Origin of the sequence: Corynebacterium callunae (genome assembly GCF_046592015.1) — a bacterium.
Taxonomy (GTDB): domain Bacteria; phylum Actinomycetota; class Actinomycetes; order Mycobacteriales; family Mycobacteriaceae; genus Corynebacterium; species Corynebacterium callunae_A.
Window position 1 is genome coordinate 66,693 of sequence record NZ_JAWVOB010000007.1, and the last position, 14,430, is coordinate 81,122.

Sequence of the window (14,430 nt, forward strand, 5' to 3'; positions counted from 1 at the left end):
ATATTAAACATAAAGATTCACCCGGTTTTATAAAGTTTTTAGCCCCAAGCTTTGAGGAGCGTCATCCACCCATGGCATCACCTACTACTTCTGAGCAGTCAGCAGAGAAGGCAGCAGCAGCCCCTGCAGCCTCCGCCGCTGCTGAGCGTCCTGCTCGTACGCCGCGTAAGCCCAAGCCAGAGGGGCAGTGGAAAATTGATGGCACCACCCCTCTCAACCACACCGAACAGGTTAAGCAAGATGAGCCTGCGTTCGAGGTAAAGCAGCGCGTTATCGATGTGTACTCCAAGCAGGGATTCTCATCCATCCACCCGGATGATATTGCTCCTCGCTTCAAGTGGTTGGGTATTTATACCCAGCGCAAGCAGGATCTCGGCGGCGAGCTCACCGGACACGTCCCAGATGCTGAATTGCAAGATGAATACTTCATGATGCGCGTGCGTTTTGATGGTGGCCTGGCTTCCCCAGAGAAGCTGCGTGCCGTGGGCGAGATTTCCCGCGATTATGCTCGCTCCACCGCGGACTTCACCGACCGCCAGAACATTCAGCTGCACTGGATCCGCATTGAAGATGTGCCCACCATCTGGGACAAGTTGGAGTCCGTTGGACTCACCACCATGTTCGGATGCGGTGACGTCCCCCGCGTTATCCTCGGATCACCCGTTGCAGGCGTTTCTGCTGAAGAGCTTATCGACGCAACCCCCGCCATCAAGGAAATCCACGAACGGTACTTCAGCGATGATCAATTTACGAACCTTCCTCGTAAATTTAAGACCGCTATTACCGGTAACGCCCGTCAGGATGTCACCCACGAAATTCAGGACATCGCCTTTGTGCCTTCGGTACACCCTGAGCACGGCGTAGGTTTTGAATGCTTCGTTGGCGGTGGCCTTTCCACCAACCCAATGCTGGCACAGCCACTGGGCGCTTGGATTCCAATCGAGGATGTTCCAGACGTGTGGGCAGGTGTTGCTGGTATCTTCCGTGACTACGGTTTCCGTCGTCTACGCAACCGTGCACGCCTCAAGTTCTTGGTGGCACAGTGGGGAATTGAGAAATTCCGTGAGGTTCTGGAAACCGAGTACCTCGAGCGCAAGCTCATCGACGGCCCAGAAATTACCACCAACCCTGGCTACCGCGATCACATTGGTATTCACCCACAAAAGGATGGCAAGTTCTACCTGGGTGTTAAGCCCACCGTGGGCCACACCTCTGGTGAGCAGCTGATTGCTATTGCTGACATTGCTGAAAAGCATGGCATCTCCCGAATTCGCACCACCGTGGAAAAGGAATTGATCTTCCTTGACATCGAGCGCGAAAAGCTTACCGAGGTCGCTCGTGACCTTGATGAGGTTGGACTGTATTCCTCTCCTTCTGAGTTCCGCCGCGGCGTTATTTCCTGCACCGGCCTGGAATTCTGCAAGTTGGCACACACCACCACCAAGGCGCGCGCTATTCAGCTAGTGGATGAGCTGGAAGAGCGCATTGGTGACCTCGAAGTTCCAATCAAGATTGCGCTTAATGGCTGCCCCAACTCCTGTGCTCGTGCGCAGGTTGCAGACATTGGATTCAAGGGCCAGATCGTTACCGACTCCGAGGGCAACCGTGTGGAGGGCTTCCAGGTTCACCTGGGCGGTTCCATGAACATCGATCCAAACTTTGGCCGCAAGCTCAAGGGCCACAAGGTTGTTGCTGATGAAGTGGGCGAGTACGTCACCCGCGTTGTCACCAAGTTCAAGGAACAGCGTGGTGAAGACGAGCAGTTCCGCGATTGGGTACAGCGTGCCACCGATGAGGATTTGAGTTGAGTCTGCGTCGCAAACCCAACCCCAACCGCAATCACCCGCTCTACTGCCCTTATTGCGCCGGAGAAACTCTTTTTCCCAATGAGGAAACAGAATTTGCCTGGTTCTGCACAGACTGCACCCGGATCTTCGAAGTGAAGTACTACGGCCAAGATGATCCAGAGCAGCGCCCAGCACCAGCAAAATCAACTTCAGAAGCACTTAAAGAATCACTGGCCAAACACGGCCACCTAATAAATGAAGGAGGCGACACTCCACAATGACTTTCCCATCTATCAACGGCATCAATGTTCTGAAGAACACTGGTCCTGTTAGAGACCCGGAGGTCTCCCCGGAGGGTCCCCGCACTACCGAGCCTTTGCCGGCCGACATTGCGGCCCGCAATGAGGAGCTCGTCGAAAAGCACGCTGAAAAGCTGTATAACGCCAGCGCACAAACTATTTTGGAATGGGCCGCCGAGCACGCACCCGGCAAAATTGCAGTGACCTTGAGCATGGAGAACACTGTGCTCGCGGAATTGGCATCGCAGTTTTTGCCAGAATCCGATTTCCTCTTCCTGGATACTGGCTACCACTTCAAAGAAACCCTTGAGGTTGCTCGTGCCGTGGATCAGCGTTACCCACAGGAATTGGTAACCGCATTGCCACTGCTCAGCCGCCCTGAGCAGGACTCCATTTATGGCAAGAACCTCTATTTGTCCAACCCCACCGCCTGCTGCCGGATGCGCAAGGTTGAGCCACTGGCTACTTCCTTGAGCCCTTATGCCGGTTGGATTACCGGACTGCGTCGCTCAGATGGACCAACTCGTGCACAGGCACCTGCCTTGAGCTTAGATGCCACTGGCCGTTTGAAAATCTCCCCGATTATCACCTGGTCTTTGGAAGAAACCAATGAGTTCATCAAAGCCAACAATCTTATCGATCACCCTTTGACCCATCAGGGTTACCCATCCATCGGATGCGAAACCTGCACCCTTCCGGTTGCAGAAGGACAAGACCCTAGGGCCGGCCGTTGGGCTGGAAACGCCAAGACAGAATGCGGACTTCACTCATCATGACCACATCACTAAACACCGAACTCTCCCCACACCTAAAAGACCTCGAAAACGAGTCCATCCACATCCTCCGCGAAGTGGCAGGCCAGTTTGACAAGGTTGGACTGCTGTTCTCCGGCGGCAAGGACTCCGTGGTGGTTTATGAGCTAGCTCGTCGCGCTTTTGCACCAGCTACCGTGCCTTTTGAACTGCTACACGTGGACACCGGCCACAACTTCCCAGAGGTTTTGGAATTCCGCGACAACCTGGTTGCTCGCACCGGAGCACGCCTGCGCGTTGCAAAGGTTCAAGACTGGATCGACCGCGGTGACCTGCAGGAACGCCCAGACGGCACCCGCAACCCACTGCAGACCGTACCTTTGGTAGAAACTATTGCTGAGCAAGGTTATGACGCCGTGCTTGGTGGTGCCCGCCGCGATGAAGAGCGTGCCCGTGCCAAGGAGCGTGTCTTCTCTGTACGCGATTCCTTCGGTGGTTGGGATCCTCGCCGTCAGCGTCCAGAGTTATGGAACCTCTACAACGGTGGACACCTGCCAGGCGAAAACATCCGCGTTTTCCCCATCTCCAACTGGACCGAAGCTGATATCTGGGAGTACATCGGTGCTCGCAATATCGAATTGCCTCCAATTTACTTCTCCCACCAGCGCGAAGTTTTTGAGCGCGATGGCATGTGGCTTACCGCTGGCGAGTGGGGTGGCCCTAAGAAGGGCGAGGAGATTGTCACCAAGACCGTGCGTTACCGCACAGTAGGCGATATGTCCTGCACCGGTGCTGTGCTTTCCGAAGCTCGCACCATCGACGATGTGATCGAAGAGATCGCAACCTCCACCCTCACCGAGCGTGGCGCAACCCGCGCAGACGACCGACTCAGCGAATCCGCGATGGAAGACCGTAAGAAAGAAGGCTACTTCTGATGACTGCTGCAACACTTGATGGAACTAATAAAAAAGCTTCAGCTAAAATCGCCGAGCGCGAAACCCTCCGTCTGTGCACCGCAGGCTCCGTCGATGATGGCAAGTCCACCTTCGTTGGTCGTTTGCTGCATGACACCAAATCAGTTTTGGCTGATCAGCTCGCTTCTGTAGAGCGCACCTCTGCAGACCGCGGCTTTGAAGGCCTAGACCTTTCCCTCCTGGTTGACGGCCTGCGTGCTGAGCGCGAGCAGGGCATCACCATTGACGTGGCATACCGCTACTTCGCCACCGACAAGCGCACCTTCATCCTGGCAGATACCCCAGGTCACGTGCAGTACACCCGTAACACCGTTACCGGCGTATCCACCTCCCAGGTCGTTGTACTACTCGTTGATGCACGTCACGGCGTTGTTGAGCAGACCCGCCGCCACCTCTCCGTGGCAGCGTTGCTGGGTGTACGCACCGTTATCTTGGCCGTGAACAAGATCGACCTTGTTGACTACAGCGAAGAAGTATTCCGCGACATTCAGAAAGAATTCGTCGGCCTGGCAACCGCTTTGGATGTCAATGACACCCACGTTGTTCCAATCTCTGCACTTAAAGGTGACAACGTTGCAGAAACCTCCACCAACATGGATTGGTACACCGGACCAACAGTGCTGGAAATTCTAGAAAACGTCGAGGTTTCCCGTGGCCGTGCTCATGATCTTGGCTTCCGTTTCCCAATCCAATACGTGATCCGCGAACACGCCTCTGACTACCGTGGTTACGCCGGAACCATCAACGCTGGATCCGTGTCCGTAGGTGACACTGTGTACCTTCCTGAGGGACGCACCACCGAGGTCACTCACATTGATTCCGCTGATGGTCCTTTGCAAACCGCAGCTGTCGGTGAGGCGGTTGTACTACGCCTAGCTCAGGAAATCGATCTGATCCGCGGCGAACTCATCGCAGGTTCCGATCGCCCAGAATCCGTACGCTCCTTCAACGCCACTGTGGTTGGTCTTGCAGATCGCGACATCAAGCCTGGTGCTGCTGTCAAGGTTCGTTATGGCACCCAGCTGGTTCGCGGACGCGTTGGCGCCATCGACCGTGTTATCGACATTGATGGCAAGAACGACAATGAAGCTCCTGCTTCCTACGGCCTCAACGACATCGCTCATGTGCGTATCGATGTAGCCGGCGAACTCGAAGTTGAAGATTATGCTGCTCGCGGCGCAATCGGCTCCTTCCTCCTTATCGATCAGTCCACTGGCGATACCCTCGCCGCTGGTCTTGTTGGCCACCGACTGCGCAATAACTGGTCAATCTAGACCCCAGTATTAGGTCAAATTTTAGGACACCTTAATGATTCCCCTGATTACGCTTTCCCACGGCTCCCGCAAAAAGTCTGCAGCCGCAGGTATTACTGCGCTGACACTTGAAGCCGGACGAATACTGGATACCCCAGCTGTGGAAGCACATCTTGAGCTTTCTGATCCTTCATTGGATCAGGTAGTGGCACAGCTCAGTGCAGAAGGCGTAAACAAGGCAGCGTTGGTTCCATTGCTGTTTAGCAATGCGTACCACGCAAAAATCGATGTCCCCGCAGCTGTTAAAGATGCTTCAGAAAAATATGGTGTGGAACTTTTGGTCGGCCCTCACCTTGGTACCGGCTCTGATGTGGCTTGTGTGCTTGCCGATAGGTTGCGTGCAGATGCCCCCGCAGACTCTCATGTGATTTTGTATTCCGTTGGAAGCACCCACGTCAGCGCTAACGAATCAGTCATCGATCTCGCCCACACCATTTCCCTCCTCACCGGCTACTCAATTGAGGTGGTGCCCGCTACCGGCGGGCCAGGTGCAGGTGGCGCAGGAGTGATAGAGGTGGCCTCCAAACACCAGGCCATCCATATTCTGCCGCTGTTTGTCACCGAAGGTTTACTGCTCGACCGGGTGATTGATCAATCCGCCAACATCGCGACCGTTACGTCTACGAACTTTACTTATTCCACCCCACTTACCACTGACCTCGCACCACTTGTTGCAGCTCGCTATCGCGCTGCATTGAGCGCACTGCTGGCACGTATCTAATCTCATTTAAGGAAACTCTGCTATGCAGACATTGATCTTTATCGCCATCGCTGGCATTGCAGCGCAGCTTGTTGATGGCGGCCTTGGCATGGGGTTCGGCGTCACATCAACCACCATCCTCATCATGCTCGCAGGTTTAGGCCCTGCGCAGGCATCCGCAGTTGTGCACACCGCAGAGGTTGGAACCACCCTAGTTTCTGGTTTAAGCCACTGGAAATTTGGCAACGTGGACTGGAAAGTAGTTGTCCGCCTAGGTGTTCCCGGCGCCATCGGAGCATTTGCTGGCGCCACATTCCTATCCAATATTTCCACCGAAGCAGCAGCCCCGATTACATCTTTGATCCTTACGCTGATCGGTATAAACTTGGTGTGGCGATTTAGTAAAGGCCGAATCCGCCGTAACTATTCCGATCGTCCACACAGCAAAGGCTTCCTCGGAGGCTTAGGAATTGTTGGTGGTTTCGTTGATGCTTCCGGTGGCGGTGGCTGGGGTCCAGTGACTACCTCTACGCTGCTTTCTTTGGGACGCACCGAGCCCCGCAAAGTAGTTGGAACTGTTAACACCGCAGAATTCCTAGTATCACTGGCAGCAACTTTAGGGTTCGTTGTGGGGCTGTGGGAAGACCTCGTAGCCAATTTGGCCTCGGTTGCAGCGTTGCTAATAGGTGGAGCAATCGCAGCACCAATTGGCGCGTGGATGATCTCCCGCGTTAACGCGACAGTTCTCGGCGGTTTCGTGGGCACCTTGATTGTTACGCTGAACCTACCAAAGGTACTAAGCGTAGTCGGCCTCGATTTCATTCCGACCGGCCTGGTCCAAGTCACAGTCCTGCTCATCGGCCTGCCACTGACTTACTTAGGCTTTCGCCGTTACCGGAAAAACCTCCTCAAAGAATCTCTGTCTAACGAGATCGTTTCCGAACCCGAAGGACAAAAGATTAAAAGCTCTTAAAAGCGCTTTTCGACGCCCACCCGCACCACCCGCGGGTGGGCGTTTTTAGGCGTTTGGGGCAGGCAGAATGAATCGAACAAACTTGCTGTATTCTGACAGGTGTTAAGGTAACGCTAAAGCATCAGGTGATTTTGGGGGCTAATCAGATTATAGGAAAAAGCTGTGCGGAAAGTCGTGGGGTCACCGCTTCGTTGAGACGTGATTATAACGACGATAGATTGTTCAACAAGGCACTTTGCAGTAAGTCGTTGGTAAATTAGATGCGTGCACTGCATTTATCGATGATTTGAATTAGGAATTTCGACCCTAACTTTTGGGATTATATTTTGGGGGTAAAGTTTTGGGGGTGGAATTGTCAATTATATGCCCTGATTTTTTAATAATTTTGACAGTTTCAGCACAATTTAAATAAAGGAAAATCCATATTCCGAACAGGCATTTTGTAACGGATTAATAAAACAATCCAAATTTCACATATGTAAAACACGATAATTCGAAAATGTTCGCTATGGATATCTTCGTTAAGTTGACTAGTCTATTCCTTGGATTGCATGCATCAGTTTTGTGTACCAGATCCTTGCGGTGGACGCGCCCTGGGGTGACGGAGCAGGTTAAATAAAATCCCGACGGAGGACCAGTGAAACTTAAGAAGTCTACATCTGCGCTAAGTCGCAGCATGCGCATTGGTATTGCAACAATTACCAGCACCGCATTACTTGGTGGCGTGCTCGTGGCAGTTCCTGCCCACCCACTTTTACCAATCACCGCAATCGCTAATGCTCAAGAAACATCTGCTCCGATTGCTACCGCAAGCGGTCAGGTTCTTGACCTTGCACTTTTGGAGGATCGCGTAGATCCAGCTGATAAGGCACAGTTCCTCTCCGCCTTGGAAGCTATTCGCGCAAACGCGGAATTCCCAGATGAGCCCACTGACTCCGCTAATATTGATCTCACCCTGCTGCAAGGCATTGACCTACAAATCGGTAGTCTAAACATTCCACTACTTACCCTGCTCAATGTAGAAGGAAATGCCGGCGTACTGGGGGCAAACGCTGCGACTCCAGCCGGAAACAAGGCTTCTGCATCTGCCGGTGTGCTAAACGACGATGGCTCCATTGACCTAGGCCAACACGGCAGCAACTCCGGTGTGGACACTGTTCTAGACCTCACCGACATTCTTGGTAACGCGGGTGTTGACGCGATCACCAACGGCATTATCGATGAGCTTTCACTCCGCATCGGCGCAGTCAGTGCATCTGCTGAGCGCAACGGCGATGAGGTTACCTCTGAGTACGCGCTTTCCAACGTAGATCTAACTCTAGATAGCCCACTTGTTGGAGATCTAGTGGAGACTCTTGTTGGTGAGGATTCTGCAAACCCAGGCCTCGGTATCCAGATCGATAACCTGGTAGATGGTATTGCAGGCGATACTAGTGTGCTGTCAGAAGTTACCGGTTTGCTCAATGGTGTCCTTAGTCTCCTGGGAAATGCTAACGGTGTAGACATCGAGCTCAGCACCAATATTCAGGGTGTACTGAAGCCTTTGCTTGCTGAAACTTTGGAGTCCAACGCAGTTTCCATTGATTTGGCATCCGGCGAGATCCGCGTCAACCTTGAAGCTCTTGGTGGTACCTCAGCAGTTGATCCGAACACCAACCTTCTCAATGCAGCTGCCGTTGCACAGATTGAAAATGAGATCCAGACTCTTCTGAACCAGCTTCTCGACGATGTTCGTACAGCTGTTGAAGAAGGAATCCTGGCTACATCAGTCAAGGTTGATCTCAACATTGTTGCTCTTGTTCTCCCAGTAGCAGATGTAACGCTTGAAGGCACACTGGGTGAATTCCTCGATGAAACTGCGGAAATTGATGTGGCCCTGTTGGGCGCCATCAACCTGGATTCGCTGACCAACGCATTGAAGGGTGTCCTAGGAACTGTTGGCACTACCCTCGAGGGTGCTATCGATGGCGTTGTTGACCCCCTCCTCAACAACATCCTGGATAACGTAGTCAGCGAAACCGTAGCTCCACTCGCTGACGGACTCGGTGAACTGCTATCCGACGCTGAAATCCTGCGCATCACCCTTAATGATCAGCCAAACCCACAGGTTGCAGGATCCATCGTGCGCGACAATACTGCACGTCCAAACCAGGCGACTGGCCCGATCACCAACCCAGATGAGCAGTTCACCGTATCTGCACTGCGCATCAACGTCCTTGATGGTCTAGTTGATCTGCCACTAGCGCGAGCAACCGTGAATGCTGATGCATCCTGGACTGGAATTGTTGATCCAACGATCGCTCCTATCGCTGATCAAAACATTGATCTTGGTAACCCGATTGCAGATGTCACTCCACAAGCAACCCCGGACTCTGCTGTGATCTCAACGAGCGCTCTTCCTAAGGGCGTTACGTTTGAAAACGGTGTTATTTCTGGTACTCCAGAAGAAGCAGGAACCTTCCCAATTACGGTGACTGCAACCAACACTGGCCGTACTGCTACCACCGAATTCACTATCACGGTCACTGATACTTCCACTCCTGTAGTTGCACCAACTATCGAAGACATCGATGATCAGTCCATCGAGCTTGGTAGCCCAATTACAACTGTTAACACTGAAGTCACTCCAGATACTGCTGTAGTAACTGCAGAGGGACTCCCCAACGGTGTAACCATTTCTAACGGTGTTATTTCTGGTACTCCAGAAGAAGCAGGAAACTACAACGTAACTGTTACTGCCACCAACGATGGACTAACTGCCAACACAAGCTTCACCATTGAGGTTCGTGATTCCAGCAACCCAATCCCAGCACCAACCATCGATCCAATCGATGATGCTGAAGGAACTGAAGAGGAGCCAATCGATCCAATCGAGGTTGTTGTCACTCCTGACGACGCTGATGTTGATGTCGAAGGTCTCCCAGATGGCGTTGATTACGATCCAACCACTGGCGAAATCACTGGTGTCCCAGAAAAGGGCACCGAGGGTAACTACACCGTTACAGTAACCGCTACCAACAACGGTGGAACCACCACTGAAACCTTCATTTTCGTCGTCAAGGCTGGCGATGATGATAATGGCGACGGCGATGGCGGCGACAATGGTTCCACTGGAAGTTCCGATGGCACCTCCAACGGATCCTCTGACTTCCTGCAGCAGTGCCTCAACTCCCCAGCTGCTGGTGTGGCTGGTCTGCTGATTGCACTGGGAACTGTTGGTGCGATTGCTGGTCCTGCTCTTGAGCCACTGATGAAGTCTATCGGTGCAGAGCTTGATCGTCAGCTGCGCAGCCTGATCAACGCTACTGGTGGAGCAAACCAGCCTGAATGGGTTCGCAACATCAACCGTGGCCTGAACGATGCTGCTAACGCAGTTGATCACCAGATGGTCTCCCAGGCGCTGTTCGCAACTGCAGCTCTTGCTCTAATCTCCACTCCAGTTCTTTGCGGAATGGACAACTCGAGCTCTAGCTCCAGCTAGTTTTTAGCACCTTAATACCGCTTATCGACGCCGCCCTGCAGTCACGGGGTGACGTCGATAAGCGGTTTAATGCGTTTCGGGGCATTCAGGTGAAAATTCGTCGCCGAGATAAGTTGGTCGGTGTAATTCCTATGCATGCTGAAACTAACTACTCAGCAAGCCGCTGTTGAATTGACTTTTCAAATTGAGGAGATGGGGCTCTACTGATGAGTGGATTCACCATGATATCTTGATGCTAGTGCCCTCTATTCAAATTTTGATCGGGGCCGGTAAGCCACGGGCATAGTTCGAGCGCGGTGGTAGGCCTTGGCGTCGGCGTGAATATCGGCTTTGATCCGATCGATGATTTCCCCATCCTAAAGGTCCTATCCAGAAGCGCCAGTGGTGTTGTTGATCCTTTCAATGCGTGTTTTCAAATCGAGGACGATCGCTTGGTTGCCGTTGAATAAGTCGATGACATTTCCATAGGCCGTAAATGGTTCCTGGAAAAGTCCAGCGAACTCTAGGTGTCCCACCTTGACTAGGCTTTCTTCGATTTTCTTGATGAAGCTGATTTGGTTTGCGCTAAATGTAGAGTTCTTAATCAGGTCGGCGAACTCTTCTCGTACTGCTTCTTCATCTAAACCAACGAGTCGACGGATGAAGGCCGGGATGGAATCACCACCCATGGTTTCGCGGAGTTCATCGATGCCTTCTAATGCGGCATCGGCAATCATAGATTCCAATGCTTGAACATCGGTGTCGGTGAGGGGACGTGCAGTGCGCAGTTTTTGCATTGCGATGGAGCTGGAATGTTGCTCAAGAACTTTACGGAGTTCGTCTTCGACGCGGTCGATATTGATAAACGCATTGGCAACGGATGGGGGAAGCTCCACTTCAGCGACGTCGCCGAACTCATCTTCAATATCGGTAATGACGGTGTTGCGTTTGTTTCGAGGTAGATACTCCAACAGGCCGCGGACTTTCTTTCGAACTACTTCCAAATCCTCGACAGTTACAGACTCCCACCATTCAGGATTGGTGAGGTAATCAAGAGTCTGATGTGCTTTAGTAACTGCGTTGATGTTGTCTACGGCAAGAAGATCAACAGCAATCTTTTCCACTTTTTGCTGGTTCTTGACCCATGATTCATCTGCCTGGAAAAGTCCTACTTGCAACTGCAAAATAAGCAGATCAAAGCGTTTGGCAGATTCTTTTTCTGCCATGGTTCCCATCGGCAGTCCGGCAATGTGTTCGCTGAGTCTTTCTACATCAGCTGCGCTTAAAGACGTCCAGGATTCAGGACGTTGATAATGCTCGAGCACAGATTTGTCTTGTGGGCGAACCAAAATATGACCCGGGGAGATTTGTTTGACCAGCTGATGAAGCTGAGTCCGTAGCTCAGACCTAAAGGAACTGTCTGGAAGTAGAACAGACAATTGAGCGCGACTGAGGAAAATTCGCTCAGATAAAGATGCCTGTGGAGCCGCAGAAGTATCGGGCTGTTCACCGTGGAGGAAGTTTTCTGCGTTGCCACAGAAATCAAAAACGTAGAACTCTTTCTTATGGATACCTTCAGCAAAAAGATTTGGCCGCAGACGAGTACCACGACCCATCATTTGCCAGAATTTAGTCGCAGAGTAAACGGGTCGGAAGAACACCAGGTTGACGATCTCCGGAACATCAATGCCAGTATCCAGCATGTCAACACTGACAGCGATATTCATGCCGCTGCGAGGATTCTTTAGTTCTTTAATTGCTGCGGAAGCATATTTGGTGCTGTGAGTGATGATCGTGGCTGGTTGTGGAGCAGAATCCACAAAGTAGCGGTTCCATTCCTCACCGATCAATTCAGCATGCTGTTGAGTCCGGGCGAAAATGATTGTTTTACCCAGGTGATCGCCGTCGGTTTTGATGCCTCTTTCAACCAGAGTGGACAGTACTTTTCGGATGGTATCGCGGTTGTACAGTCTGGAATTTATTTCTGCTGGGTGAGCTCCATCTGGAGGTGCAAGAGGATCGCCGGCGTCATCTACTCCCCAGTCCAGTGCATCCCAGCGGGCTTGATCTTCTTCGCTGAGTTCTTCATAACGCACACCGCTGCGTAGGAATAGGGAATCGCGAGTAAGTACTTTGTAGGGAACAAGATGCTTATCTTTAATTGCTTGTTCAAGGGTATATGTGCCGGTTGGGACTTGATCTTCAATTCCGAACAATAAGTAAGTGTCACGGTGAACATCATTTTTCGGGGTAGCAGTGAGCCCTAAAACATAAGCATCGAAGTAATCAAGAATGCGCCTGAAACGGTGATAAATTGAGCGGTGGGCTTCATCGACGATGACTAAATCAAAGTCAAAGGGGCTAAACTTTGCTGGAGTAGTGCCGTCATCACTGATCAGGCTCATCATTGTTTGATAAGTAGATACGTAGATCTGTCCGACGCCCTCAGGATCATTAAGAAGATTTACAGGTGCCGAATCTGGATACTGGTGGACGAAGTTTTCATGGGCTTGGTCGACCAACGCTGTGCGATCGGCAAGGAAAAGTACCTTCTTAACCCACCCAGCCTCACGGAGCAGTTTGGATGTCGCAATGGCCACGCGAGTTTTTCCCGTGCCAGTTGCCATTACCAACAGTGTGCTGCGTTTTTGCTTGGTTTGAAGTGCTTCGGTGACATACCGGATTACTTGCTGTTGATAATCGCGGCCCGCAATATCGGGATCAATGGCAATGGTCGAGAGATCGCGGCGGTGAGTTCGTCGGTGGATAATTGTGCGTAGTTGTTCAACAGTTGGGTAGCCCTCAACTGGTCGCGTGGGATAGCCAGCGCCACTGACCGGCAAGTTTGCTGCATCATCTGAGATCTGAACGATATGGCCATTTGTAGTAAATATGACTGGTCGACGGCCATAATTTGCTTCTAGGCGGTCAGCATAAAGTGATGCCTGAATCGCACCTTCAGAAAGATGCGAACTAGACTTCTTAGCCTCGATAAGGGCTAGCGGTAGGCCGTCATCATCCCACAGCACATAATCTACGAAGCCTTTACCGCTGTGGTTTTCTGCTGATATTGGCATTCCGGTAACAGGGTGCTCGACAGTGACATTGTGGCCAATGACAAAACCGGCACGCTCAAGCATCGGATCAATAAGATCTTTTCGTGTTTGAGCCTCATTCAACGTTGGAGGCAAAGCTGGTGGAAGGCCCTGTCCGGCTTGAGATTCTTGTTGTTGGCGAAGTTGTGCGCGGAGCTGAGCAATTTCGGCATCGCGTTCCGCTTCGATCTCAGCAGCTCTGGCTTGTGCAGCTTTTAGTGATTCAGTTGTTTCTGCCAGCTCAGCTTCTGTTTGCGCACGAAGCTTTTCGAAGCGTGCCTTTTCGGTAGCAGGCTTTTCTGCGACCTCGAGGCGCTGCTGCTCGGCGGCGTCGAGAAGCAATGCGGATTTTCTTAGATCTTGCTCTTTATCTTCAAGATCTTTGGCAAGTTTATTGAGTTGGAGTCTGCTGATTTGCTGTTGTTTAGGAGCTGCAGCAAGTATTTTCTGGTCGAAGGGGACCGTAGGGCGTGCTTCGGGGTGAGCTGAGTGCTGCGCGGTGGCCCAACTTAGGACATCGAAAAGATGCATGAGTAGGTTTGCCGCAGATTGTGGCGATACAGGTTTATCTCCATGGACCGCGTCATTGCCACGCTGACGGATGACGTGCATTTTATCGATCTGTGTCTTCGGGACAATCCGGGTGAAACTAGGGGATTTCAACAAGGCGAAAAGATCTGAACCATCATCATTTCCTAGATTGCGGAACTCCCAGATGTGGCGCACAATCCGCTCGAGCACATGACGGGCGCGGAAACTTGCAACCCTCGGATCAGAAAGCGCGGAGCGTTCAGCTTGGAGACAATCATTGAGGAGGGCCGGCCACACTTTTCCGATGAAACTGAAGTTACTCGGTGCAGGTGTGGTCATGTTTTAGCTCCAGGAAATAGGCGTCGATGGAATAAGTGGGGCAATAGATTTGATAATAGCCCGTACCTGGGACGTAAGAAGTGTGAAATCGAACTTCAGTCCTATTTAAATTGGAATGGCTGTGTTTCAGACCTGGAGGCTGCAGTTCAGATTCTGCAGGTGCGGTTAATGTTTGTCGATATTGGCTTTGGAGATGCTATTCATTAG

General features: G+C 51.9%; 9 protein-coding genes. 8 read left to right on the forward strand and 1 reads right to left on the reverse strand.

The window, feature by feature from the left end:
* Positions 1-71: 71 nt before the first annotated feature.
* The 8 genes from SFC07_RS09075 (at position 72) to SFC07_RS09110 (ending at position 10,279) form a co-directional block, all read left to right on the forward strand.
* Positions 72-1,808, forward strand: a complete 1,737-nt coding sequence (locus SFC07_RS09075) for a nitrite/sulfite reductase (RefSeq protein ID WP_411207925.1) — start codon at positions 72-74, stop codon at positions 1,806-1,808.
* Positions 1,805-2,068, forward strand: a complete 264-nt coding sequence (locus tag SFC07_RS09080; protein WP_015652218.1) for a hypothetical protein — start codon at positions 1,805-1,807, stop codon at positions 2,066-2,068. Before SFC07_RS09075 ends, SFC07_RS09080 begins: the two co-directional genes overlap by 4 nt.
* Positions 2,065-2,862, forward strand: a complete 798-nt coding sequence (locus SFC07_RS09085; protein ID WP_411207926.1) for a phosphoadenylyl-sulfate reductase — start codon at positions 2,065-2,067, stop codon at positions 2,860-2,862. The genes SFC07_RS09080 and SFC07_RS09085 overlap by 4 nt, the downstream gene beginning before the upstream one ends.
* Positions 2,859-3,773, forward strand: a complete 915-nt coding sequence (gene cysD / locus SFC07_RS09090) for a sulfate adenylyltransferase subunit CysD (RefSeq protein ID WP_015652216.1) — start codon at positions 2,859-2,861, stop codon at positions 3,771-3,773. The genes SFC07_RS09085 and cysD overlap by 4 nt, the downstream gene beginning before the upstream one ends.
* Positions 3,773-5,086 (forward strand): sulfate adenylyltransferase subunit 1, encoded by a 1,314-nt coding sequence (locus tag SFC07_RS09095; RefSeq protein WP_411207927.1) that lies wholly within the window; start codon positions 3,773-3,775, stop codon positions 5,084-5,086. The genes cysD and SFC07_RS09095 overlap by 1 nt, the downstream gene beginning before the upstream one ends.
* 34 nt (positions 5,087-5,120) lie before the next feature.
* Complete coding sequence (locus tag SFC07_RS09100; RefSeq protein ID WP_411207928.1) at positions 5,121-5,846, forward strand: sirohydrochlorin chelatase; 726 nt, start codon at positions 5,121-5,123, stop codon at positions 5,844-5,846.
* A gap of 22 nt (positions 5,847-5,868) precedes the next feature.
* Complete coding sequence (locus SFC07_RS09105) at positions 5,869-6,798, forward strand: sulfite exporter TauE/SafE family protein (protein WP_411207929.1); 930 nt, start codon at positions 5,869-5,871, stop codon at positions 6,796-6,798.
* Between the two features lie 637 nt (positions 6,799-7,435).
* Complete coding sequence (locus tag SFC07_RS09110; RefSeq protein ID WP_411207930.1) at positions 7,436-10,279, forward strand: choice-of-anchor G family protein; 2,844 nt, start codon at positions 7,436-7,438, stop codon at positions 10,277-10,279.
* A 365-nt stretch (positions 10,280-10,644) separates the two neighbouring features.
* On the opposite strand, the gene SFC07_RS09115 is transcribed toward SFC07_RS09110, so the two are convergent.
* Positions 10,645-14,223 carry a DEAD/DEAH box helicase family protein gene (locus SFC07_RS09115; RefSeq protein WP_411207931.1) on the reverse strand — a complete coding sequence of 1,193 codons (3,579 nt, stop codon included), beginning with the start codon at positions 14,221-14,223 and terminating at the stop codon, positions 10,645-10,647.
* Between the last annotated feature and the right edge of the window lie 207 nt (positions 14,224-14,430).

Excerpts from the sequence above, each read along its gene's own strand:
- SFC07_RS09075 (WP_411207925.1), top strand. The coding sequence starts at position 72 with ATGGCATCACCTACTACTTCTGAGCAGTCAGCAGAGAAGGCAGCAGCA.
- SFC07_RS09100 (WP_411207928.1), top strand. The coding sequence starts at position 5,121 with ATGATTCCCCTGATTACGCTTTCCCACGGCTCCCGCAAAAAGTCTGCA.
- SFC07_RS09095 (WP_411207927.1), top strand. The coding sequence starts at position 3,773 with ATGACTGCTGCAACACTTGATGGAACTAATAAAAAAGCTTCAGCTAAA.
- SFC07_RS09115 (WP_411207931.1), bottom strand. The coding sequence starts at position 14,223 with ATGACCACACCTGCACCGAGTAACTTCAGTTTCATCGGAAAAGTGTGG.
- cysD (WP_015652216.1), top strand. The coding sequence starts at position 2,859 with ATGACCACATCACTAAACACCGAACTCTCCCCACACCTAAAAGACCTC.
- SFC07_RS09105 (WP_411207929.1), top strand. The coding sequence starts at position 5,869 with ATGCAGACATTGATCTTTATCGCCATCGCTGGCATTGCAGCGCAGCTT.
- SFC07_RS09085 (WP_411207926.1), top strand. The coding sequence starts at position 2,065 with ATGACTTTCCCATCTATCAACGGCATCAATGTTCTGAAGAACACTGGT.